General features: G+C 63.7%; 22 protein-coding genes. 11 read left to right on the top strand and 11 right to left on the bottom strand.

Annotated features, from left to right (window positions below; translation table 11 throughout):
- Window positions 1-62 precede the first annotated feature (62 nt).
- The 3 genes from QTJ18_RS17350 to QTJ18_RS17340 are packed head-to-tail and all read left to right on the top strand — an operon-like array spanning window position 63 to window position 2833.
- Complete coding sequence (locus QTJ18_RS17350; protein WP_252752769.1) at window positions 63-950, top strand: heme/hemin ABC transporter substrate-binding protein; 888 nt, start codon at window positions 63-65, stop codon at window positions 948-950.
- Between the two features lie 18 nt (window positions 951-968).
- Window positions 969-2039 (top strand): FecCD family ABC transporter permease, encoded by a 1071-nt coding sequence (locus QTJ18_RS17345; RefSeq protein WP_252752770.1) that lies wholly within the window; start codon window positions 969-971, stop codon window positions 2037-2039.
- Between the two features lie 2 nt (window positions 2040-2041).
- A complete protein-coding gene (locus QTJ18_RS17340; protein ID WP_252752771.1) occupies window positions 2042-2833 on the top strand; it encodes a heme ABC transporter ATP-binding protein in 792 nt (263 codons plus the stop codon).
- A 14-nt stretch (window positions 2834-2847) separates the two neighbouring features.
- Here the strand turns inward: QTJ18_RS17340 and QTJ18_RS17335 are convergent, their stop codons facing one another.
- The gene (locus QTJ18_RS17335; RefSeq protein WP_252752772.1) at window positions 2848-3213 is read right to left on the bottom strand and encodes a YbaN family protein; all 366 of its coding nucleotides are present in this window, start codon (window positions 3211-3213) and stop codon (window positions 2848-2850) included.
- 202 nt (window positions 3214-3415) lie between these two features.
- Between QTJ18_RS17335 and galE the strand changes: the two genes are divergently transcribed.
- From galE to QTJ18_RS17310, 5 genes are all read left to right on the top strand, one after another.
- A complete protein-coding gene (galE, locus tag QTJ18_RS17330; protein WP_252752773.1) occupies window positions 3416-4405 on the top strand; it encodes a UDP-glucose 4-epimerase GalE in 990 nt (329 codons plus the stop codon).
- Window positions 4406-4431: 26 nt separating this feature from the next.
- The gene (gene ung / locus QTJ18_RS17325) at window positions 4432-5154 is read left to right on the top strand and encodes a uracil-DNA glycosylase (protein WP_252752774.1); all 723 of its coding nucleotides are present in this window, start codon (window positions 4432-4434) and stop codon (window positions 5152-5154) included.
- 133 nt (window positions 5155-5287) lie between these two features.
- Window positions 5288-6220 carry a VOC family protein gene (locus tag QTJ18_RS17320; protein ID WP_252752775.1) on the top strand — a complete coding sequence of 311 codons (933 nt, stop codon included), beginning with the start codon at window positions 5288-5290 and terminating at the stop codon, window positions 6218-6220.
- A gap of 10 nt (window positions 6221-6230) precedes the next feature.
- Window positions 6231-6845, top strand: a complete 615-nt coding sequence (locus QTJ18_RS17315; protein WP_252752776.1) for an alpha/beta hydrolase — start codon at window positions 6231-6233, stop codon at window positions 6843-6845.
- A gap of 292 nt (window positions 6846-7137) precedes the next feature.
- Entirely contained in the window at window positions 7138-7539 is a 402-nt protein-coding gene (locus QTJ18_RS17310; RefSeq protein WP_252752777.1) for a RidA family protein, read from the top strand.
- Between the two features lie 311 nt (window positions 7540-7850).
- Here QTJ18_RS17310 and QTJ18_RS17305 read toward each other — a convergent pair whose 3' ends face one another.
- Together QTJ18_RS17305 and QTJ18_RS17300 are read right to left on the bottom strand one after the other, a co-directional pair.
- Window positions 7851-9485, bottom strand: a complete 1635-nt coding sequence (locus tag QTJ18_RS17305) for a pyruvate kinase (protein ID WP_252752778.1) — start codon at window positions 9483-9485, stop codon at window positions 7851-7853.
- Between the two features lie 186 nt (window positions 9486-9671).
- Window positions 9672-10241, bottom strand: coding sequence for a transglycosylase SLT domain-containing protein (locus tag QTJ18_RS17300; RefSeq protein WP_252752779.1), 570 nt, complete (start codon window positions 10239-10241; stop codon window positions 9672-9674).
- A gap of 183 nt (window positions 10242-10424) precedes the next feature.
- Between QTJ18_RS17300 and QTJ18_RS17295 the strand changes: the two genes are divergently transcribed.
- Window positions 10425-11708 carry a DUF3422 domain-containing protein gene (locus tag QTJ18_RS17295; protein WP_252752780.1) on the top strand — a complete coding sequence of 428 codons (1284 nt, stop codon included), beginning with the start codon at window positions 10425-10427 and terminating at the stop codon, window positions 11706-11708.
- A gap of 42 nt (window positions 11709-11750) precedes the next feature.
- On the opposite strand, the gene QTJ18_RS17290 is transcribed toward QTJ18_RS17295, so the two are convergent.
- The 6 genes from QTJ18_RS17290 to QTJ18_RS17265 all read right to left on the bottom strand — a co-directional run bounded on the left by QTJ18_RS17290 (window position 11751) and on the right by QTJ18_RS17265 (window position 18322).
- Window positions 11751-12332, bottom strand: coding sequence for an NAD(P)H-dependent oxidoreductase (locus tag QTJ18_RS17290; RefSeq protein WP_252752781.1), 582 nt, complete (start codon window positions 12330-12332; stop codon window positions 11751-11753).
- A gap of 336 nt (window positions 12333-12668) precedes the next feature.
- Window positions 12669-14084, bottom strand: coding sequence for an FAD-binding oxidoreductase (locus QTJ18_RS17285; protein WP_252752782.1), 1416 nt, complete (start codon window positions 14082-14084; stop codon window positions 12669-12671).
- Window positions 14085-14089: 5 nt separating this feature from the next.
- Complete coding sequence (locus tag QTJ18_RS17280) at window positions 14090-15397, bottom strand: cytosine deaminase (protein ID WP_252752783.1); 1308 nt, start codon at window positions 15395-15397, stop codon at window positions 14090-14092.
- Window positions 15397-16224, bottom strand: coding sequence for an ABC transporter permease (locus QTJ18_RS17275; protein ID WP_252752784.1), 828 nt, complete (start codon window positions 16222-16224; stop codon window positions 15397-15399). The genes QTJ18_RS17280 and QTJ18_RS17275 overlap by 1 nt, the downstream gene beginning before the upstream one ends.
- Complete coding sequence (locus QTJ18_RS17270; RefSeq protein ID WP_252752785.1) at window positions 16224-17054, bottom strand: ABC transporter ATP-binding protein; 831 nt, start codon at window positions 17052-17054, stop codon at window positions 16224-16226. The genes QTJ18_RS17275 and QTJ18_RS17270 overlap by 1 nt, the downstream gene beginning before the upstream one ends.
- Before the next feature lie 290 nt (window positions 17055-17344).
- Window positions 17345-18322 carry an ABC transporter substrate-binding protein gene (locus QTJ18_RS17265; protein ID WP_252752912.1) on the bottom strand — a complete coding sequence of 326 codons (978 nt, stop codon included), beginning with the start codon at window positions 18320-18322 and terminating at the stop codon, window positions 17345-17347.
- Between the two features lie 228 nt (window positions 18323-18550).
- Here QTJ18_RS17265 and QTJ18_RS17260 point away from each other — a divergent pair, with 228 nt between their 5' ends.
- Window positions 18551-19495 (top strand): LysR family transcriptional regulator, encoded by a 945-nt coding sequence (locus QTJ18_RS17260; RefSeq protein WP_252752786.1) that lies wholly within the window; start codon window positions 18551-18553, stop codon window positions 19493-19495.
- Window positions 19496-19714: 219 nt separating this feature from the next.
- On the opposite strand, the gene QTJ18_RS17255 is transcribed toward QTJ18_RS17260, so the two are convergent.
- Both QTJ18_RS17255 and QTJ18_RS17250 read right to left on the bottom strand, forming a co-directional pair.
- On the bottom strand, window positions 19715-20512 hold the full coding sequence (locus tag QTJ18_RS17255) for a creatininase family protein (RefSeq protein ID WP_252752787.1): 798 nt from the start codon (window positions 20510-20512) through the stop codon (window positions 19715-19717).
- 196 nt (window positions 20513-20708) lie between these two features.
- Window positions 20709-21596, bottom strand: coding sequence for a DMT family transporter (locus tag QTJ18_RS17250; RefSeq protein WP_252752788.1), 888 nt, complete (start codon window positions 21594-21596; stop codon window positions 20709-20711).
- Window positions 21597-21798: 202 nt separating this feature from the next.
- Here QTJ18_RS17250 and QTJ18_RS17245 point away from each other — a divergent pair, with 202 nt between their 5' ends.
- On the top strand, window positions 21799-23097 hold the full coding sequence (locus tag QTJ18_RS17245) for an adenylosuccinate synthase (protein ID WP_252752789.1): 1299 nt from the start codon (window positions 21799-21801) through the stop codon (window positions 23095-23097).
- The last annotated feature ends 37 nt before the right edge of the window (window positions 23098-23134 follow it).

Raw genomic sequence — 23134 nt, 5'->3', positions numbered from 1 at the left:
CGACGTCGCCCGGGCATAGCTTTTCTTGGCGTCCCCGGGCGCGGCTTCTGGATCATATGACCATGCATGCGCTTGTCAAAACCGCTCTTGTTTCAGCCTTTCTCTGGAGCGGGCTTGCCGCTGCCCCCCGCCTGCTGCTCGCCCATGCCTCGGACGCCGCCAATCCGGCCGCGACGCGCATCGTCTCCGTTGGCGGCACCGTTACCGAAATCCTCCATGCCCTGGGGGCGGGCGAGCGCATCGTGGCGCGTGATTCCACCAGCACCTATCCGGCTGAAGCGATGAAGAAGCCGGATATCGGCTATATGCGGGCTTTGTCTCCGGAGGGGATTCTCGGCCAGAGGCCGGATCTGATCCTGTCGGAAGACGGCGCCGGCCCGCCCGATGCGCTGGCCATTCTGAAGGCGAGCGAAATTCCCATGGTGGTGATCGCGACGCCGCCGGAAGGCTCGGCCATTGCACGCAAGATCCGCGATGTCGGAACGGCCGTCGGCCTGTCGGACAAGGCCGAACAGCTTGCCGCCAAAGCGGATGAAGAGCTGGCGGCGCTGGCCGGCGAGGTGGCGAAACTGCCGGAGCCGCGCAAGCGGGTTCTCTTCGTTCTGTCGCTCACCAATGGCCGGGTCATGGCCGGAGGCCGGGAGACCGAAGCCGCCGAGATCATCCGGCTCGCCGGCGGAGTCAATGCGGCGGAAGGCATTACCGGCTACAAGCCGCTGACCGACGAGGCGGTGATCGGTGCGCGGCCGGATGTGGTGCTTGTCATGCAGTCCGGAAATCACGGCGTGAAGACCGAGGACATCTTTGCGCTGCCCGCCTTCCAGTCGACGCCGGCCGCGGCCTCAAAATCGCTCATCCGCATGGATGGCCTATTGCTTCTCGGCTTTGGCCCGCGCACGCCCGCGGCCGCGCAGGCGCTGGCCGCACAGCTTTATCCCGAAAGCTTCTGAACCGTGCGGGCCGCTCTGGTGTGGCTTCGCACAGGCAATGAGGATGGCGATCGCTCGCGCCAGGGTGTCCTTTGCATTCTCGCGCTCCTGCTGCTCCTGGCGGTGGCCTGCCTGATCTCGCTCGGCAGCGGACCGACGGGCGTCGATCTTTCGCATCTCTGGCTCTACATGACCGGACGCGGGCACGAACTGGCGCTGCAGGAACGCGTGGTGCTGGAGGCCGTGCGCCTGCCGCGCACCGCGCTCGGCCTGCTGGTCGGTGCCGGCCTTGCCATATCCGGCGCCATGATGCAGGGCCTGTTCCGCAATCCGCTGGCCGATCCCGGCGTCGTCGGCGTCACTTCGGGCGCCGCGCTGTTTGCCGTGGCCGGCATCGTGCTCGGCACGGGCGTGCTGGCGCCGGTCGCCGCTGTGCTCGGCAGCCATTTCCTGCCGCTGATGGCCTTTTGCGGCGGCCTCTTCAATACCTGGCTGCTCTACCGCATCGCCACGCGCGGCGGTCAGACCCATACCACGACGCTCATCCTCTCCGGCATTGCCGTCGGTGCGCTGAGCGCGGCGCTGATGGGCCTGTTCATCTTCACCGCCGACGACCGGCAATTGCGCGACATCACCTTCTGGAGCCTCGGCTCGCTGGGCGGCGCCACGTTCGCCCGGGTAATCTCGGTCATGCCCTTCGTTGTGCTGGTCGTGGCCATCATTCCCTTCGTGGCACGCGGTCTCGATGCGCTGATCCTCGGCGATGCCGCCGCCTTCCATCTCGGCATTCCGGTGCAGCGGCTGAAGCGGCTGGTGATCCTTGCCGTGGCGGCCGCCTGCGGCGCGACGGTTGCCGTTGCCGGCTCCATCGGTTTTGTCGGCATTGTCGTCCCGCATCTGCTGCGGCTGGTCATCGGCCCCTCGCATCGCTTCCTCCTGCCGGCCTCCGCGATCGGCGGCGGCGCGCTGCTGCTGATTGCCGACAGCGTCGCCCGCACCATCGTGGCTCCTGCCGAATTGCCGATCGGCATCATCACCGCCCTGTTCGGCGCGCCGGTCTTCCTGATGCTGCTTCTCGGCCGCAATGGCGCGCGCCGCATGGGAGAATGAATATGATCCGTGCCCATTCCATTTCTGTCGAACGCGCTGGCCGCCGGCTGCTGGACGATGTCTCGCTTGACCTGCGGCCGGGCGCGATGACGGTGATCATCGGGCCGAACGGCGCGGGAAAATCAACCCTCTTGAAGGCCCTGTCGGGCGAGATCGAGGTCAGCGCCGGCCGCGTGACCTATGACGGCATGGCGATCTCGCTCTATCAGCCGCAACAATTGGCGGCGCGCCGCGCAGTGCTGCCGCAGGCGAGCGAACTGGCCTTTCCCTTCACGGCGCTGGAAATCGTGCGCATGGGCGCGGTGGCGCAGGGCGCCCTCGATCCGACAGTGCAGGCGCGGCAGGCCCTGAAGCGGGTCGGCCTCTCCGGCTTCGAAGGGCGCAGCTATCCCTCGCTGTCGGGCGGCGAGCAGCAGCGCGTGCAATTCGCCCGCGCCCTTGCGCAAGTGCCCCATGCGGTCGACCGGGATATCGCGCGCGGCCTCTTCCTGGACGAGCCGACGGCGAGCCTCGATCTCGGTCACCAGATCGCGGTCCTGGAAACGGCACGCGCCTTCGCCAATGATGGCGGCATGGTGCTGGCGATCCTCCACGACCTCAATCTGGCTGCGGAATTCGCCGATCAGGTGATCGTGCTCAACAAGGGACGCATCGTTGCCGAAGGACCCTGCGTCGAGACGCTAAGCGACGAGATCATCGCCAATGTCTACGGCATTGCCGGCGCTGTCGGCCGCATGCCGGCCGCCCATATCCCCTTCGTGCTGCCGCAATCGCGGCATGGGGCGTCTGCCTGAGCGGAGCCAGGCTCTCAGGCGCCGGCATCCGGCCGGGTGACGATGAACAGCGACGAGGCGGACAGGATCGCCGCGACCAGCAGGGCGCGCCATAGCGGCGGCGAGGTGCCGAAGAAGAACACGGCATAGCTTGCGGCCATCAGGCCGACGGCTGCAAGCTTCGCCTTGCGGGAAATGGCGCCGTTGCGCCGCCAGTCCCGCAACGGCTTGCCGAAGCGCGGATGGTTCATCAGCCAGGCCTCGAGCCGGGGAGAGGAGCGGGTGAAACAGGCAAGCGCCAGCAGCAGGAAGGGCGTGGTGGGCAGGAGCGGCAGGAAGGCGCCGACGACGCCGACCGCCACGAAGAACCAGCCGAGGCCGAGAAATACCCAACGCGTCATAGGGAAACCCATCCAATCTTCCGCCCTCATCCATGATAGCGGAAGGCCGTTCGGCAGGGAAATCCCTATGCGGCGGATCAAGTTTCATCGCAAGGCCGCTTCCATGAAAGGGCTTCCAGGACAAGGCTTCAGGACAGGCTGGTCTTTGGTCGGCGCGCGGCTATAGTGCTGGCCGCACAACACAGGGAGTCGCAGCCCACTCATGTCTCAGAAAAAGGTCCTCGTGGTCGGCGGTGCCGGCTATATCGGCTCGCATAATTGCCTTCTGCTTGCCGAACGCGGCTATCAGCCCATCGTCTTCGACAACCTCACCAATGGCCATGCGGAATTCGTCAAATGGGGGCCGCTGGAAGAAGGCGATATCCGCGACAGGGCGCGACTGGACGAGGTCTTTGCCAAATATCAGCCGGATGCGGTTCTGCATTTCGCCGCTTTGATCGAAGTGGGTGAGTCGGTGAAAAATCCGGTCGCCTTCTACGACAACAATGTCATCGGCGCGCTGACACTTCTGTCGGCGGCGATGGATGCAGGCGTCAAGGCCTTCGTTTTCTCCTCCACCTGCGCCACCTATGGCCTGCCGGACCAGGTGCCGATGGACGAGACGCATCGCCAGGCGCCGATCAACCCTTATGGCCGCACCAAGTTCATCATCGAGCAGGCGCTGAAGGATTACGGTACCTATAAGGGCCTGCGGTCGGTGATGCTGCGCTATTTCAACGCCGCCGGCGCGGATTTCGCCGGCCGCATTGGTGAATGGCATACGCCGGAAACCCATGCGATCCCGCTGGCCATCGAGGCGGCGCTTGGCCGCCGCCAGGGCTTCAAGGTGTTTGGCGATGATTACGACACGCGCGACGGCACCTGTGTTCGCGACTATATTCATGTGCTCGATCTTGCCGATGCGCATGTGCGCGCCGTCGATTACCTGCTCGCCGGCGGCGAGACGGTGGAGCTCAATCTCGGCACCGGCACGGGCACCACGGTGAAGGAACTGCTGGCGGCGATTTCCGACGTGTCCGGCAAGCCCTTTCCGGTCGAATATGTCGGCCGCCGCGACGGCGATTCCACCACGCTCGTTGCCAATAACGACAGAGCCAGAGCGGTGCTGGGCTGGGAGCCGCGCTATACGCTGCACGACATCATCCGCTCCGCCTGGGATTGGCATTCGAAGGCCAATTTCCACCTGCAGTAACGGTTGCGACAAAAGGACAGATCGGCATGGCAGAGAGCGGCGTGAAGCTGGAAGAGAGCTGGAAACGGGCGCTGGCGCCGCAATTTTCCGATCCCTATATGGCAGCCCTCCGGCAGTTCCTGAGTGCCGAGAAGGAGGCGGGAAAGCACATCTTCCCGCGGGGCAGCGAATATTTCCGCGCGCTGGACCTGACGCCGCTCTCCGAGGTGAAGGTGGTGATCCTGGGGCAGGATCCCTATCATGGTCTCGGCCAGGCGCATGGGCTCTGCTTCAGCGTGAGGCCGGGGGTCCGAATTCCGCCCTCGCTTGTCAATATCTACAAGGAGATGCAGTCGGATCTTGGCATTGCGCCTGCCGCCCACGGCTTTCTGGAGCATTGGGCGCGCCAGGGCGTGCTCCTGTTGAACAGCGTTTTGACGGTGGAGGAGGCAAAGGCCGCCTCGCACCAGGGCAAAGGCTGGGAGCGCTTCACCGACGCCGTCATCCGCGCTGTCAACGAGGAATGCAGCCATGTGGTCTTCCTGCTATGGGGCGCCTATGCGCAGAAGAAGGCGGGCTTTGTCGATCAGCGCCGGCATCTCGTGCTGAAATCGCCGCATCCGTCCCCGCTCTCCGCCCATAACGGCTTCTTCGGCTCGCGCCCCTTCTCCAAAGCCAATGCCTATCTCATCTCCAATGGCCGGGACCCGGTCGACTGGCAGCTTCCACCCGTGCCGGCCATGCCAGCCGTGCCCGCTAACGCCGAGTGACTGCAAGATTCGTTTTGTGAACAATCCGTTCTGATTGTTCAATCTATGCATCGGGGCCAAAAGTGACCATCTTCACCCCAGACAAGCGAGCCGATTACCGGCGCCGCACGAGGTTTGAGGAAAGAAGATCGTCATGTTGACAGAAATCAAAGGCCTGCATCACGTCACGTCGATGGCCGCCAGTGCCCGCACGAACAATCAGTTCTTCACCGATACGCTCGGCCTTCGCCGGGTGAAGAAGACGGTGAATTTCGACGCGCCGGATGTTTACCACCTGTATTACGGCGATGAAGTGGGAACGCCCGGCTCGGTCATGACCTATTTCCCCTTCCCGCATATGTCGCAGGGCCGGCCCGGCACCGGCGAAGTGGGAACGACCGTGTTTGCCGTGCCGCAGGGCGCCATCCCCTATTGGGGCGAACGTCTGGCCGGCAAGGGCATTCTGGAGCTGAAGACCGATGAGACCTTCGGCGAAAAGCGGCTCAATTTCTTCGGTCCCGATGGCGACGGTCTGGCGCTTGTCGAGGTGAAGGATGATCCGCGCCAGGCCTGGACGGGCAATGGTGTCGATGCCGATCATGCCATTCGCGGCTTCCACTCCGCCTCTCTGCGGCTGCGCGATGACGGCGCGACGCTCGAGCTCTTGAAGTTCATGGGCTATCAGCCGGTGGACCAGAAGGATGGCGTGACCCGGCTGGCCATTCCCGGCGGAAACGGTGCCGATACGATCGATATCGAAACCCTGCCGAACATTGCCAGAGCCAATCTCGGTGCCGGCTCCGTTCACCACATCGCCTTTGCGGTCGAAAACCGCGAAAAGCAGCTGGCGGTGCGCAAGGCGCTGATGGATACCGGCTATCAGGTCACACCGGTCATCGACCGCGATTATTTCTGGGCGATCTATTTCCGTACGCCGGGCGGCGTGCTGTTCGAAATCGCCACCAATGAACCGGGCTTCGACCGCGACGAGGATACCGCCCATCTCGGCGAAGCCCTGAAGCTGCCGACCCAGCACGCCCATCTGCGCTCCTATCTCGAAGAGCATCTGGAAAAGCTGGAAGGGTAAGGTGAACGCCATGACCACAGATGCCTACATCCACCTCAAGCGCCCGGGCAGACCGGGCGCCCCCATCCTGTTTGCCTTGCACGGCACCGGCGGCGACGAACACCAGTTCTTCGATTTCGCCAGCCGGCTTCTGCCGGAGGCGACGGTGATTTCGCCGCGCGGCGATGTCTCCGAGCACGGGGCTGCGCGCTTCTTCCGGCGTCGCGCCGAGGGCCTCTACGACATGGAGGATCTTGCCCGCGCCACCGCCAAGATGGCCGCATTCATCGCCGCCAGCCGCGAACAGTATCAGGCGGGTCCGGTCATCGGCCTCGGCTTTTCGAACGGCGCCAATATCCTCGCCAATGTGGCCATCGAAACGCCGGGCCTGGTCGATGCCGCCGTCTTGATGCATCCGCTGATCCCGTTCCAGCCGAAGGCACGGCCGGGCACGGGCCGGGTGCTGATCACCGCCGGCGAGCGGGATCCGATCTGCCCGGTTCCGCTGACCCAGGCGCTTGCCGATTACTTCGAAGCCCAGGGAGAGCAGGTCACGCTCGACTGGCATTCCGGCGGCCATGAAATCCGCGGCAACGAGATCGAGGCGGTGAAGGGGTTCCTGGTGCCCTACGGGACAGCGCTCTAAGAGAGCGTCAGAACTGTTCAATGAAGAGTGGAAAGGCTGGAGAACGAGATCTGACCCGCCGATGCGGTTGAGTTCGACGATTGATGCGTCATCCGGTCTCAGCGCCGGCCGCTGCAGCATTTCCGCTTCCCGCCAGCATCGCGGCGGCTATACTTCTCCGCGGCAGTCTCAGAGCAGGTCCAGCAAAAATCCGTCAGCGGTTTTGGGTCCGGACTGTGTAAAAACAAGTAGGTAGCGCATTTCAGGTGATCCCGCTTTCACCGGAAATGCTCCACAATCAGGAGAGGGCGGCATGGCGCCACCGGACAAACAGGTCTTCAACCCACCCTCGGTGCGCCGGCCCTTCGGAGCCTATAATCAGGGACTGCTGGTGCCGCCAGGCGCCGCGTTGCTGGTGACATCCGGTCAGCTCGGCATCCATCCCGATGACAGCATTCCCGCCGATGTGACGGGGCAGGCGGAGCTCTGCTTCGAGGCCATCCAGGCAATCCTCGCCGAAGCGGGGATGAGCTTTGCCGATGTCATCCGCATCTCCGGCTTTCTGACGAAACGCGAGGATTTCCCCGCTTATATGGCTGTGCGCGACCGTTTCACGCTCTCGCCGAAGCCGGTCTCGACGCTGATCGTCGTCGGCGGCTTCACCCGGCCGGAATTTCTTGTCGAGGTGGAGGTAACGGCGGCAAAGGTGATGTGAGCCACGGCCGGTTAGCAATAGGCAGTTGCCAATAGGCAATAGGCAATAGGCAATAGGCAGTGGGCAATCGCCGGCCGTGAACCCTCATCCCGCGTCGGGCATCTTTTCCCCGAGGGGAGGAGAGATCTGCCGACACACTGAAGGTCTCCCTCTTCCGAAGGGAGAGAGGGCTTGCCCCGAGATACAGAGCATAATTCGACCCGAGTGAAACGAGGATGGATAAAATTATGCTTCAAAAATATAGTGTTAGAGGGCCGATTTGATTTAATCAGATCGAACAGCGCTCTAAAGTTCGCCCGAAGCCGAAGCCGTCAATCCTGCCAGCTCTGCAGCGCCCGCAGCAGGGGTGTCTTTTTGGCCATATGCTCGTCCATGCGCGAGAGAAGGTGGTCGAGCAGCGCGACCGCCTCCGTCACCGCAGGACCCTTGTTCAGCATCACGCATTCGGCGCGGGCGGCCATGGCGGCATCCGTCATCTCGCCGCGCGAGGGAAGCCCCGTCTTCACCAGATCCTCCAGCACCTGGGTCGCCCAGATCACCGGCACCGAGGCCGCCTCGCAGATCCACAGGATTTCCTCCTGCATTTCGGCAGTGCGGTCGAAGCCGATTTCGGCCGCCAGGTCACCGCGCGCGATCATCACGCCGAAGGGACGATGGTAGCGAAGGGCCGCGGCGATCAGCGCCGGCAGATTGCGCACGGCCTCCGGCTGCTCGATCTTGGCGACAAGGCCGAGCGGGGTCTGGCGCGGCGGCGCCGCCTTCAGCGCATCCTCCAGCAAATCTATGTCATCGGCACGGCTGACGAAGGAATAGCCCAGCATGTCGGCGCATTCGACCACGGTGGCCAGATCCTCTTCGTCCTTCGGCGTCAGAGGCGAGAGGCCGAGCAGGGTATCCGGCAGGTTCAGCCCCTTTTCCGGCTTCAGCTTCGCACCGCCCGTCTTGCAATGCGTGACGCGAATGACCGCCTGGTTCGGTGCCAGGCTTTCCACCACGCCTTCCAGCTTGCCGTCGTCATAGCGCAGGCGGTCGCCGATCTTGAGGCGGGTGACGATTTCCGGCACGGAGACGCAAGCGCAGGCGGTGATCCCCTCGTCGAGCCAGGCGTCGCCCTCGGCCACCAGGCGGAGCAGATCGCCCACCTGCAGCCGGCCCTTTTTCTCCGGCACGACGGCTCCGGTGCGGATCTTCGGTCCGGCAATATCCATCAGAACGCTCACCGGCACATCCAGCGCCTGACCCGCCGCCCGGGCATGCGCGGCCATGGACATCCAGGCCGCCCGGTCGTCATGGGCGCAATTGATGCGCACGATATTGGTGCCGCGGCGCACGAGATCGAGAAGCAGGTCCGGATCGTCGGCCGCCTGCGCCGGAAGCGTCACCATGATCCGGCAGCGGCGATGGGCCGGTGCCGGCCCCAGCAGGCGGGCGGCGCCCTGGTCCAGCAGCATCTCGCCCTCGAAGAATTGCGCTTCGGAGGGACGGATCATGCCGGGAGCCGCCAGGGTGGATTGCGCCGCGCTTGCGGCAGCGAGGCTCGCCAGAACCGCATCGATCGTCGGCAGGACACGGCTTTCGGCGCGGCCGAGCGAGGAGAAACCGGCGGCCATCAGACGGCGCTGCAGCGGACGCAGATCATGGCGACGCAGGGAAAGATAATGGCCGAGATTGCGCAGGCGCGTGCGATCTTCGGCCTTGAGCAGGGGGCTCGCCGCATGGGCCTCAAGCCAGGGTTCGGCCTCTGCCAGCACCGCCTCGCGCAGCGCCTGCACCTCCTCCAGCAAAGCCTGCAGGACAGGATCTGCCTTCGGCGCCGCGAGGCCGGCCTTTTGCGGTGAGCGGCGGCGGCGCGCAGCGGGTTTTTTCGCCGTGGCCGTTTCGCCTGCCGGGGCGACGGGGTCTACCGCCTTTCTGCTCGAAGATCTATCCGGGCCGGTTTCGTCCATTGTCTTTCTCCCATCGCAGCCCGCCACACCATTGGGCGAGAAAGCCAGTTTGCCCATTGGTCCGGCCCGTCATTCGGGCCGGCGAGCCAAGACCGCAAACTGCGATAGAGACGTAACGATGATATGACTATGGCCGGCTTGTCCTTGCTCTTGCGCAAGGCAAGCCGAAAAACGAAGGCCGCGTGATCAATAGCCGCAGGCCCGCAATTGCCGCTCATAGCGCTGGGCCACGCCGGCGGAGCGTTGCGCGGCGGCCTTGATGGCCGAGGTGAAGCGGCCGCGTTCGTATCCGGCATGGCCGGCATAGTAAGCCAGATAGAGACGGTAGGTATCGGTCAGCGCAATGCCGTTCCGGCGGTTGCTCTTGTTGTGATACCAGCCGACAAACTTGATCGCATCGCCGAAATCGGTACGCCGTGCGGCCCAGCGGCCGGTCTCGCGCTGATAGGCCGCCCAGGTTCCGTCGAGCGCCTGTGCATAGCCATAGGCCGAAGACGCCCGTTTCCAGGGAATGAAGCCGAGAATATAGCTCCGCTTCGGGCGCGCATAGGCACGGAAGCTGGATTCGGTGTAAATCGTGGCCATCAGCACGGGTACGGGAACGCCGTACTCGCGGGAGGCTCGCTTCGCCTCGCGTGCCCAGTTGGTGAAGAGCCCGTCGCGCTGCGCAAAGATGGCACAGGCGTTATCAATCCTGCTCGGTGCTGTTCCGCAACCGGCAAGAAAGAGAAGGGCGATGAAAAACGCATAACGCATCGCTTATCCTCTCGGTCTGAGAGAATTAATGACCGGTAAACATTAAATAAATGTTGATGCGATCGGCGACCTGCCTGTTTATGATCATGCGACTGCCGCCGGCCGTGACTTTTCTTGGTCTTCTGCTGCCGGCAATATGGATCGGGCGCGACGGCCGGGCGGGGATCAAACCGAGGAGCGGATATGGCGGGACATGGTTTTTCTTTTCCTCCAGCCCCCTTGCGCTCCCGCGCACTCGGCGAGATCCATTCCCGCCCCTATACGCTGATCGCCCTGCCGAGGGTGATCTTCCAGCTGGCCTTCCTGACGGAAGGGGATGCCGGCCGGGACCGGCAGATCCTCGCGGACCTGGCGCGCGGTCAGGGCGTGGCCGCTCCCGAGACGGATAGCAATCATCACGCCATGAGCTGGGGCGGCGGCACGTTGCGCTGGGAGCGCCACACGGAGTTTTCGACCTATTTCTGGGATGGCCCGGCGCCGGCCGGCTTCGGAGAGGATGTTCCGATTACCCCCTTCGGCGGAAGCTTTGAGCCGCCCGGGCCCTTCATCTCCGGTGTCAGGGTCGAAATCAGGCCGTTCAACAAGGATCTTGCCGACGTCATCCAGCATTTCGACCTGACCAGCCTGTGCCAGAGCATGGTGGCGGACGGCAAGGCCACCGTCATGACGGATTTCCGCCAGGACGGAAATGGACTGACCAAATTCCTGATCTTCGATCTCGGCATGACCGACAGCGCCCGCGGCGCGCTCGTCCAGCGCATCCTCGATATCGAGACCTACCGGACGCTTGCGATGCTCGGCCTGCCGCTGGCGCAGGCTCTCTCGCCCGAGATCCGCAAGATCGAGACCGAACTTGGCGCGGTGACCGAGCGCATGAAAGGGCAGGCGCGGCAGGAGGCCGATGCGCTCCTGACCGAGATCACCGGACTGGCGGCCGAACTGGAAGCGCATGCCGCCGCCAGTTCCTACCGTTTCGGGGCAAGCCGGGCCTATGGCAGCATCGTGCAGGAGCGGATTGCCATGCTGGGCGAGCGCGCCGTTGCGGGCAGCGAGACCCTGGGCGGCTTCCTGCAGAAGCGGCTGGCGCCGGCCATGCGAACCTGCCAGTCGGTGGAGGAGCGGCAGATCAACCTGTCGCGCAAGCTGGCGCGGGCGACGGCGCTGCTGCGCAGCTGGATCGATGTGGATCTGCAGAAGTTCAACACGGAACTGTTGAACTCCATGAACCAGAGGGCGCAGATGCAGCTGCGCCTGCAGCAGACGGTGGAGGGACTGTCGGTCGCGGCAATTTCCTATTACGTCATCGGGCTTGTCGGCCATCTGGCGGAATTCGCGCATTCCGCCGGCCTGCCGGTGGAGCCGCATGTGCTCTCCGGCGCCAGCGTGCCGCTGGTTCTGCTTGGCGTGTGGTGGGTCGTGCGGCGCATCCGCAAGAGACATGCGGATCCGCAGTCCGGTCCGCATTGAGACTGGCAGTCGCGCCGGGCGGCGGCCGGTCCTTCTGAAGGCTCAGAAGGCCTCCATCTTCGCCTTCACCTTGGCCAGGAAGGCGCTGCGGCTTTCTTGCGTGCAATTGTTCATGTCGTAATGAGCCAGGAAGCTCACCGGCGCGCCGATCTTGATCTGCGCCCGGATTACCCGGGTGATGATCTTCTTCGGCGGATTGCCGACAAGAAAGGCGCGCATCGGCGTGGCGCCATAGGTCATCACCGCCGCGAGCTTGCGGATGTGCCGCAAGGTCGGCGTCAGCCGGCCGTCTTCGAGCGCAAAGGAGACGCCCGGCAGCCAGACGCGGTCGAAATAGCCTTTCAGCATGGCGGGGAAGCCGAAATTCCAGACCGGCGTGCAGATGACGAGGCCCTCCGCCGCCTGCAGGCGCCGGACATGGTCTTCGAGCCCCGTCAGGTTCTGCGGATGATCATGATAGATCCGCCGGCCCTCGGCCGACAGAACGGGGTCGAAGCCTTCCGCATAGAGATCGCAGGGATCGACCTCATGGCCGGCCTGCGCCAGGCTCTCGCAGGTCTGGCGAAACAGGGCCTTGCCATAGCTCTCCTCGACAGGGTGGGAATGCAGGACGAGGACGCGCATTGCAACATCTCCAGATCTCTTGCCCCGGGCATCGGCCTTCGGGACCGGTTGAAAATATCCGCGCCGTTTGTCCCAGCAGCGTCACCCTTCGCCGCCCGGCCGAAGCGTTGACGCTGCCATGTCGTTTTCTGCATGGGCCGGAGATCCCGGCCGGGAGTACCTTCGGAATGGCTGTGGTGGCGGTTGCGATATTTGTTCCTCGGAGTGTCGTCGGTGAGACGGCGAACTGTCGAGATCGTCATCCTCGGGCTTGTCCCGAGGATCTACTGTCGTCGCCTGTGTTTCGACGTTGGCAGATGGTCGGGCCAAGCCCGACCATGACGAAAGCGACCATGGTCATTCCCCCGCTTCGGCAAAGGCCTGCAGGCCGGGAAAGAGATAGTTCTTGCCCGCCTTGAAATCGAAATCGGGATTGTCCCAGGCGATCATCTTGCCGGGGTTCAGCAATCCCTTGGGATCGGTTTCCTTCTTGAAGGCAAGTTGCACCTCGTCGGTCTGCTTCATGCCGCCTTCTTCAAGCGTGTAGCGATGCGGATTGAAGACCGGGCAGCCATTGTCCTCGTGGATGCGGATGATCTCCTCCAGCCGCTCCTTCGTCGTGTAGCGCACCAGCGGCAGGCCGGAACACTGCATGCGGCCGTCGAACTTGATGAATTCGAGATGGCCGGGCACTTCGTCGCCGAAGATCTCCACCATTTTCGCCACTTTCTCCACATGGTCCGGGCTCGGATACTGCACCTGAAGATAGGTGAAGCCGGGATCGACCTTGAGCGCCCGGAGCGTGGTGTGGTTCCAGGCCAGCTCATAGGCATGCGGTATCCCCTTCATGCTCTCGACCGTGTCGGAGCGGAAGAGGATTTCGCCGCGCATGCGCGCCGTCAGCGCCAGGAAGGCATCGATGGAATGCGGCGCGACCATCACCACCACCACCGATTGGCCGCGATGGCGGATGAACGGCTTGTGCCGCGGGAAGAAATCATGCGGAATGGGCGCGGCGATCGGCGCCACTTCCTTCAGGAGCAGGCCGTTCTTGTGCGCCAGCATATCGGCGAAGCGCACGGCATCCATGAAATCATCATAGCCCACCAGCACATCCACCCAGTCATAGGCCGGCGCCAGCGGCATCTCCACCTCGGTGATAATGCCGTTTGTGCCATAGGCATGGCTGACCTTCTGCAGATCCCAGGCGGTCAGATCCAGCACCCGCGGCTCGGCCTCCATGGTCACCACGCGCAGTCGCAGGATATTGCCGAGATCGCGCAGGCCCCCCCAGTGGATGGAGCCGACGCCGCCGGAGCCGCCGGCAATGAAGCCGCCGATCGTCGCGCTCTGCGCCGTCGAGGGATGGAAGCGCAGTTCCTGGCCGGAATGGGCCTTGGTCTGCCGGTCGAGCTCGGCGATCACGATGCCCGGTTCGCAGACCACGCGGCCGGGATGGATCTCCTTGACCTTGTTCATGTTGATGAGGTTCAGCACGATGCCGCCGGACAGCGGCATGGCCTGGCCGTAATTGCCCGTGCCGGCGCCGCGCGGCGTGACCGGAACGCCATGCGCATATGCCACTTTCAGCGTCCGGATGACCTCTTCTTCCGTTTTCGGCGATACCACGAGATCGGCCGTCACATGGTCGAGCTCCGCCTTCAGGATAGGCGAATACCAGTAGAAATCGCGGCTTTTCTGACGCACCAGCGCCGGATTGTCCTCCACCGCAATGCCGTCCAGCTCCTGCTTGATCTTCACATAGTCAGCCATCGGTCTCACTTCGTCATCAAGGGGTCAAGGTCGCGATAATCCGGCAGGCGGCGGTCGATGCCCATGCCATTCCGCATCACGATGCGGTCCGCCTGCGGACGGGAGAGGAATTCGCTCCAGCGGCGTGCGCTGAACAGCACGAGATCGGCGGGTCCACCCGCCTTGATGCGCCCGATATCCGGCCTTCCGAGGATATCGGCCGGCGTGGTCGTCACCACGCGGGCCGCCGTGTCCAGAGGATGGTCGAGATGCAGGATGCGCACCGCTTCGCGGAACACTTCGACACCGTCCAGATCGCCATAGGCATAGAATGGGTCGCGCGTATTGTCGGAGGCGACGGCGGTCCGGACGCCTGCCGCGGCAAGCTCGTGGAACAGCGTCACGCCCCGCCACCGCGGCGTGCGGCCGGCATGGCGATCCTGCAGATACATGTTGCACATCGGCAGCGACACGACCGAGAGCCCGGCCTCGGCCACCAGATCGATCGTCCGCTTCGCCAGATCGTCCTCCTGTCGGGCGAGCGAGCAGCAGTGACCGACGGTGACGGAACCTGCAAAGCCGGTCTTCAGCTTCATCTCGGCAATGGTCTTGAGCGTCAGGACCTGGCGGTCCTCGGTCTCGTCCACATGGAGGTCAATGTTAAGGCCATTGTCCTCGGCTGCACGAAACAGCGTTTCAAGGATCGCCTCGAAGTCTGGCAGGATGCGGGTCGCGCCGCCAAGCAGGCCGCCATGGCGCTTTGTCACCGCGACGATATCACCGAATGCGGCCGGATCCAGCACCGATTCGAGCGGCAGCAGCGCCACCGCCTGCAGGGCAATCCTGTCCTGCCACGCCTCGCGCATCTCGGAAAACACTTCGAAGGAAATGCCGTGCTGCGGCGGAATGCTGTCCAGATGCGTGCGGATCAGCCGGGTGCCATGCGCATAGGCGGTCTTCAGCGAGAACTCCATCCGCGCCCGCACATCCTCGGCCGACCAGCGGGCGGTGCGGTCTTCCCGGACATTGTCGAGCGCGCCCATGAAACTGCCATCCGGATTGCGGCGCCTCTCCCAGATATGGCCTTTGTCGAGATGCGTGTGCATGTCGACGAAGCAGGGCCAGACCATGCCCTGGCGAAGATCGGCCCGGGGAAGGGCCACGGGAGCGGTTCCGGCGGGCAGGATGGCGTCGATCCGGCCATTGGCAATCACCAGGTCCGCAAAGACGAGGCCTTCTTCTGGTGCGGCGGAAAAGCCCTCCACCGCAACCGCCGGCAAAGTGGCATTGGCCAGCACGACATGCGGTGCCTTGGGCAGATCGACAAAGGGCATCAGTTTTCTCTCCGAAGGCTGCTTTCATGCCAGCGATGCAGGCTGAGCCAGGACAGGAAGGAGGTGATGGCGAAGATCACCACGCCCAGCACCGAGAGCAGGATCAGCGCCGCAAACAGGCGGGGTATGTTCAGCCGGTATTGCGCCTCCAGCAGCCGGAAGGCCAATCCCGAGCCGGCGCCAGCAGAGCCGGCGGCGAACTCCGCCACGACGGCGGCGATCAGCGACAGGCCGCCGCCGATCTTCAGGCCCGTCATGAAATAGGGGAGCGAGGCCGGCAGTTTCAGGTAGATCAGCGTCTGCAGCCGCGAGGCGCCATAGAGGTCGAAGAGGTTCAGGAGATTGTGGTCGACGCTCTTCAGGCCCTGGACCATGTTCGACAGGATGGGAAAGAAAGCGACCAGAAAGGCGCAGATCAAGAGCGCGACCTGCGTGCTGGGGGCATAGATCAGGATCAGCGGCGCGATGGCGACGATCGGGGTGACCTGCAGGATGACGGCGATCGGATAGAAGGCCGTCTCGATCCAGCGGGACTGGACGAGGAAAATCGCCATGCCGGCCCCGCCGATAAGGGCCAGCGCCAGCGCCGACATGGTGATCTTCGTCGTCACCCACAGAGCCGGGGCAAGCGTGCCCCAATCGCTCACCAGCGCTTTTGCGACCGCGCCGGGGCCGGGCAGGATATATTGGGGAACGCCGGAGGCGCTGACCAGGATCTGCCACAGGATGACCAGCGAGGCGACGACGAGCAGGGGGATCGCGATGCGCAGCAGCGTTTCGCGCCTCTTGGCCAGGACGGCAGGGGTGGGGAGGCCGTGGTCTGCCATCAGTGCATCTCCTGCGCTTCGCCGCCCATGGCATCGAGCAGGGAGGCCGAGACCTTCTCGCAGGCGGCGCGATAATCTTCCGAGGCCCGGTACAGCGTGCCGCGCTCAAGGCTCGTGACAAGCGGGAAATCGGCATGGACGCGGCCCGGCCGGGCCTTCATCACAACGATGCGGTTGGAGAGATAGGCGCTCTCGAAGACCGAATGGGTCACGAAGATCACGGTGATCCCCGTCTCGCGCCAGAGGCGCAGCACGTCGTCATTGAGTTTCTGCCGCGTGATCTCGTCCAGCGCGGCGAAGGGCTCGTCCATCAACAGAAGCTTCGGCTGCGTGACGAGCGCGCGGGCAATCGAGACGCGCATCTTCATGCCGCCCGACAGTTCCCGCGGATAGGCCTTGGCGAAATCCTTCAGGCCGACCGTCTCCAGGCAGGCCATGATCCTGTCCTTCGCCAGTGCCTTCGTAACGCCCTTCAGCCGAAGCGGCAGGTAGACATTGCCGAACACGGTCTGCCAGGGCATGAGCGTCGGCTCCTGGAAGACGAAGGAAATATCGCCCTCCGGCAGTCCCTTGGCGTTGATGCGCGATGCGGGCCAGTCGATCGAGCCCGTCGTGACATCGCCGAGACCGGCAATAATGCGCAGCGCCGTTGACTTGCCGCAGCCGGAAGGGCCGAGCAGGCTGACGAATTCGCCGCTTTCGACGGTCAGGGACATATCCGACAGAGCCAGCGTGCCGCTGGAGAAGCTCTTTGAGACGCCGCGCATGGCAACGAGCGGGCGTTTGTGCGATGTGCTGGGTGGTGGCTCTTGCGATTGCAAATCTGTCATTCCGTCACGCGGTCAAGGGGTCTGCCTTCGATAGTCTCCGGAAAACACATGGGAAATTTCACCCCCCTCTGTCCTGCCGGACATCTCCCCCTCAAGGGGGGAGATCGCTCTGCGGTCGCCGTCCTCGTCCCTTTCTTGCGCCGAATGGGAAAGAATCGTGTCTTTGCAAACCCCACTCCGCTCTGAATGCCGACAGTCGCCTGGAGGCAGAGAGCTTGCCTCTTGCTGATCTCCCCCCTTGTGGGGGAGATGTCCGGCAGGACAGAGGGGGGTGACGGTTCCCGGCTGGCTTACTTCTTCAGCGCCATGCCGACGCCCTTGCAGACGAATTGCGTCGAATAGGCCTTCTTGTAGTCGAGCTCCTTGGGCTGGACATTGATGGAGACCATGGCCTCGAAGAAGGTCTTGTAGCGCTCATCGGTAATGCAGCCGATGCCCTTTTCCAGCGCATCGCCGGATTCGACGATGCCATATTCCTTCATCTTGGCGATGGAATAGGCGATCTGGCCATCCGTCATTTCCGGATTGTCCTTCTTGATCAGTTCATTGGCCTTCGCATTGTCGCCGTAGAGATAGTTGTACCAGCCCTCGATCGAGGCGTCGACGAAGCGCTGCACGACGTCCGGCTTGCTTTCCACCATGGTCTGGGTCGTGGTGATCATGGTCGAATAGGGGTTATAGCCGGCATCGGCCAGCAGGAAGACCTTCGGAGCCCAGCCGGCCTGCTTTTCGATCTCGTAGGGCTCGGAGGTCAGATAACCCTGCTGGGCGGAGCTCTTGTCGGCGATGAAGGGGGCAGGGTTGAAGGTATAGGGCTTGAACTGTTCTTCCTTGAATCCCTGGAAATTCTTCTTCATCCACTCGAAATAGGTCGTATAGCCTTCCTTGCCCATGAAGATCGTCTCGAGCTTGGCGAGGTCGGCAAACGTCTCCACCCCGGCATCCGGATGGGCGAGCAGCACCTGCGGATCCTTCTGGAAGATGGATGCTACGGAGATCAGCGGTATGCCCTGCTTGACGGCATCCATGTCGCCCAGCGGGCCGCCCATGTAGAAATCCACCTTGCCGGCAATCAGAAGGGCGCGGTTGGCGGCATTCGGGCCGCCTTGCATGATCGTCACCTTCAGGCCATGCTTTTCATATGTTCCGTCGGCCACGGCCTGGTAGAAGCCGCCATGTTCGGCCTGGGCCAGCCAGTTCGTGCCGTAGGATACTTCGTCCAGCGCCAGCGCCGAGGAGGCACCCGCAGAACCGATGAAAAGCGCCATCGCGCCCAGAACTGCCTTGGTACCCACCCGCTTGATGCCCACCCGCTTGTCCATGCGACCATTCCCTCATTGTTGCGGCGACAGCGCCAGTCCGAGTGCCATTTGAGCCATTGCTTCGGCACTTTGAAAAGCGCCAAAATTCGCTCGGAACGATGCCTTTATGGCATCGCTTGATGACAGATTGCACAAAATCCCCTATGTGCCTTAAAAAAATGCAACAGGTGCCGGATGCTCCACTCGCGAAAACTGCACTACATCGACGAAATTGCCCGGGCGGGGTCCATCCGCAAGGCCGCCCAGCGGCTGAACGTCGCCTCCTCCGCGATCAACCGGCAGATCCTGGCACTGGAGGAGGAATTGGGGGTTCCGATCTTCGAGCGCCTGCCGCGCGGGCTGCGCCTCACGGCTGCGGGCGAATTGTGCATCGAGCATATCCGTGAGGTATTGAAGTCCTATGACAGGCTGGAGACCCGGGTGCGCGGCCTGAAAATGCCGCAAGGCGGACGCGTCTCGCTCGTCTCCACCGTCGGGCTCGCCGCGGGACCGCTGCCGGAGATCGTCGCGCGCTTTGTCGAGCAGCATCCGCGCATGCGCGTGCAACTGGCCATAGACGGGGCCACGACCACGGCCAATCCGGTCCTGTCCGGCGAAGTGGATCTCGGGATCGGCTTCAATATTCCGCTCGTCGCCGGTCTCAGGACGCTGGCGAGCTTCGACATACCGATCGGCGTGGTACTGCCGCCCGGCCACCGGCTGGCGGCCGAAACAGGCCCGATCGACCTGCACAAGGTGGTCCAGGAGCCGCTGGTTCTGGCCCAGAGCGGCATGAGCCTGCGCAATATGATCAACCTCATCCTCGCGCCACTGCCGGCGCCCGTGGAGCCGGTGGTGGAAACCGCCGCGCCCGAAACGCTGCGGCATCTGGTGCGGCGCGGGACGGGCCTGACTTTCCTCAATCCGATGGATGTGATCGGCGATTGCCGGCGGGGCGACCTCATCTTCCGCCCGCTCGCAGAGCCGCACCGGCGTCACCAGTCGCTGAAGATTTTCGCCCGCTCGCGCGCCACGCTGGACACCGCCGCCAGCCTCTTCGTCGAATTCCTGCTGGGCGAGCTGACCGCGCTCGTCGCGGAGCTCGAAGCCAAGGGCTATATCCCGCCGCAGGGAACGTGATCAGCCGGCAGTAGGCAGTGGGATAGGCACTGGGCAGTAGGCAATAGGCAGTGGGGAGTAGGGAGTAGGGCATAGGCAGTGGGGATGGGCAGCAGGCGGCGGGCGAGAATCCCGGTGCCGCCCTTGTGGCCGCGGAGGCCAGGGTTTCTGGTCGTCCCGCCGTTCAGCCGGAAGCCAGCCATAGACCAGCCGTCACCCGGCCGGAACCCGGCGGAGCAATCAGCGGGAAAAGAGCGCGCTCAGGGGGTAGGATTCAAGGTCGCGCAGCAATTCGATGAAGCCTGCAACCTGGTGGCGGCAGATCGCCTCGCCCTTTTCCGCCGTGCCGGCTGCTGCATTGCCGACCACGCCATGCGGGTTGAGGTCATGCGCGATCCAGGCCAGCGCATGCGGCGGCAAAGGCTGCAGGAAGCGCGAGGCCTGCTTCATCGCCTCGGCGCGGGAGACGAAGTTCTGCGCCTTGTCCATCCGCACCAGATCGGGCCGGAAATGCAGCATCAGGCTGGTCTCCACCTCGCCGCCGTGAATGCCGAAGGCCTGTTCATGCGCGCTCACCAGCCCGTCAGGATGGCCGAAGCGGCCCCATTGCGTGGACACCACCGCCATGGAGAAGCGCACCCGCATCTCGCGCGCCACGATGTTCATGATGTCGAGATTGCCGCCATGCGAATTGACCATGACGAGCTTTTTGACGCCCGCCTCCGCCACCTTGCCGCCGATCGCCGTCCAGAGCGGGATCAGCAATTCCGCCGGATAGGAGAGCGTGCCCGGGCCATGGATATGCTCGTTCGCCTTGCCGATCTCCTGCGTCGGAAGCACCAGGATATCGAGGTCATCCGGCCGCTGCCGCTGCAGTTCGGCCAGCATGCCGCCGGCAATCGCCACATCGGTGGCGATCGGCAGATGCGGCCCGTGCTGCTCGGTGGAGGCGAGCGGCAGGATGGCGATGGTCCGATCCGGCGACAGGCCGGCAAAATCCAGCGTGTTGAGTTCGTTCCAGTAAAACGGCTTGGCCATGGCGCCATCTCCTTCTGCCTTGATCCTTCTTGGTTAGGAGATGATCGCGGGACCGAAAAGCGCCAAATTCCGCGCGGCTTGCTCTCTTTTTGCGAGCGCTGGCCTCAACAGCGCGCAAAACCGCCGTCCAGGCCCTGCAATAGCCGGCCTGATCCGTCTGGGCCGGCCAGTTTCGGGTCGGCCGGTTTCGGGCGGGTCAGGTGCCGGCGGGTTTCCAGCGTTCGGCAATCGCGATGCCGCCCAGCGCCATCACCAGGGCGATGACGTGGAAAGCGTAGAGCTCCTCGCCGATGATGAGGACCGAGAGCAGCGTGCCGAAGACCGGCACGAGGTTGATGAACAGGCCGGCACGATTGGCGCCGATATAGGCAATGCCCTGAATGTAGGAGACCTGTGCCAGAAGCGAGGCGAAGAGGCCGGTATAAAGGGCGGCCGACCAGCCGGCGGCATCCGGCACGATCATGCTGCCGCGGCTCCATTCCCAGACCACCAGCGGCAGGGTGCAGACCAGCGCGACGAGCGCGGGTATGGCCATCAGGGTGCGCCAGTCCACCGGCGGGCGCCAGCGCAGCGCGACCGTATAGGCGGCATAGGCGACGACGGCGATCAGCATCAGCCCGTCGCCGAAATTGACGCCAAGCGCAAGCAGCGTCCCGAGATCGCCATGCGAGGCCGTCAGCGCCACGCCGATCAGGGTGAGGGAGAAGCCGAGCACCTGGGCAAGGGAGATGCGGATGCGGAACAGGAAGAAATTCGCCAGGAAGATCAGGAAGGGAATGCCGGCCTGCTCGATCGTCACATTGATGGCGGTGGTGTAATGCACGGCGGAATAAAGCAGCACGTTGAACAGCGTATAGCCGATGGCGCCAAGAAAGATCATCAGCGGCAGGTGCGCCTTCGCCACCGGCCAGTCCTTCTTCAGCTGCGGCCAGGAAATGGCGAAGATGATGGCGCAGGCAATGCTCCAGCGCAGCATGGTCAGCATCATCGGGCTCACATGGCCAATGGCCAGCTTGCCGACGACGGCATTGCCGCCCCAGCTCAACGTTGCGAGAATGAGGAAGAAATAGGCGCGTAGATGCAAGGCAGACCTCCGGAATGACCGGGCGCAATATGGCGCGCCGATCCTCTTTGGCAGGGGAGATAGCCGGTCCATTCGCAATGTGTCACGTAAAAACCGGCAAAATGGTCACAAACGGGTCGCTTTCCCGAAATTCCCACAGTATAGATGCGCCGGTTTGAGCGGGCGTCAGAGAGCCCCGCGGGTTGAGCAGGAAAGCTTCGAAATGACGAATGTCGTGGTAATCGGATCGCAATGGGGTGACGAGGGCAAAGGCAAGATCGTTGACTGGCTGTCCGAGCGCGCCGATATCGTGGTGCGCTTCCAGGGCGGCCACAATGCCGGCCATACGCTGGTCATCGACGGCGTCAGCTACAAGCTTTCGCTTCTGCCGTCCGGCGTGGTGCGTCCCGGCAAGATGGCGGTGATCGGCAATGGAGTCGTCGTCGATCCGCATGCGCTGATCGCTGAAATCGGCCGCCTGAAGGACCAGGGCGTCTCGGTGACCCCGGACAATCTGCGCATTGCCGAAAACGCCACGCTGATCCTCTCCCTGCATCGCGAGCTGGACGGCATGCGCGAGGATGCCGCTTCCAATAGCGGCACCAAGATCGGCACAACCCGCCGTGGCATCGGTCCGGCTTACGAGGACAAGGTCGGCCGCCGCGCCATTCGCGTCATGGATCTGGCCGATCTGGAAGCGCTCGAGGGCAAGGTGGAGCGCATCCTCACCCATCACAATGCGCTGCGTCGCGGCTTCGGTGCCGCGGAAGTCGAGCACAAGACGATCATGGAGGAGCTGACCTCGGTTACCGATCGCGTCCTGCCCTTCATCGATTCGGTCTGGACCATGCTGGACAAGGCGCGCCGCAAGGGGTCGCGGATCCTGTTCGAAGGCGCGCAGGGTTCGCTGCTCGATATCGACCACGGCACCTATCCCTTCGTCACCTCGTCCAACACGGTGGCGGGGCAGGCGGCGGCGGGCTCCGGCATGGGTCCGGGATCGCTCGGTTACATCCTGGGAATCACCAAGGCCTACACGACCCGCGTCGGCGAAGGCCCGTTCCCGACGGAGCTGACGGATGAAATCGGTCAGTTTCTGGGCGAGCGTGGTCATGAATTTGGCACAGTTACCGGGCGTAAGCGCCGGTGTGGCTGGTTCGATGCTGCGCTGGTGCGCCAGTCGGTGGCCACCAATGGCATTACCGGCATTGCGCTGACAAAGCTCGATGTGCTGGACGGGCTGGACGAGCTGAAGATCTGCGTGGGCTACAGGCTGGACGGTCAGGAGATCGATTATCTGCCGGCGGCCCAGGCGGCGCAGGCGCGTGTCGAGCCGATCTACGTGACGCTGGAAGGCTGGAAGGAATCCACCGTCGGCGCACGCAAATGGGCGGATCTGCCGGCCCAGGCGATCAAATATGTCCGGCAGGTGGAGGAATTGATCGGCGCGCCGGTCGCCCTTCTGTCCACCAGCCCGGAGCGTGACGATACCATACTTGTGACGGACCCATTTGAAGACTAAAGTCCGGCGCTATCTACCTTTTCACTCGGCGACAATG

Source organism: Rhizobium sp. SSA_523, assembly GCF_030435705.1.
GTDB lineage: Bacteria > Pseudomonadota > Alphaproteobacteria > Rhizobiales > Rhizobiaceae > Neorhizobium.
Note: the sequence above shows the minus strand (reverse complement) of the source record. Positions and strands in the feature narration are given on the sequence as shown.